1 rRNA gene is annotated in these 292 nt (G+C 40.8%); it reads right to left on the bottom strand.

Annotated elements, in window-relative coordinates:
- Positions 1 to 129, bottom strand: a 23S ribosomal RNA gene (locus H926_RS0106715); the annotation flags it as partial.
- Positions 130 to 292: the final 163 nt, after the last annotated feature.

Raw genomic sequence — 292 nt, 5'->3', positions numbered from 1 at the left:
GGGTTTCCCCATTCGGAAATCTTCGGATCAAAGCTTACTTACAGCTCCCCGAAGCATATCGGCGTTAGTCCCGTCCTTCATCGACTCCTAGTGTCAAGGCATCCACCGTGCGCCCTTTCTAACTTAACCAAACTAAAAATTAAAAAATATGAGCTACACTGTTATCTAGTTTTCAAAGAACATACATTTATATATGAGAGATAGTTCTCTCAAAACTGAACAAAACGAAACACGGAAACTTTATTGATGAACAGCGTTCATCAATTCTCCATAGAAAGGAGGTGATCCAGCC

Origin of the sequence: Novosphingobium sp. B-7, assembly GCF_000410615.1 — a bacterium.
Taxonomy (GTDB): domain Bacteria; phylum Pseudomonadota; class Alphaproteobacteria; order Sphingomonadales; family Sphingomonadaceae; genus Novosphingobium; species Novosphingobium capsulatum.
Note: the sequence above shows the minus strand (reverse complement) of the source record. Positions and strands in the feature narration are given on the sequence as shown.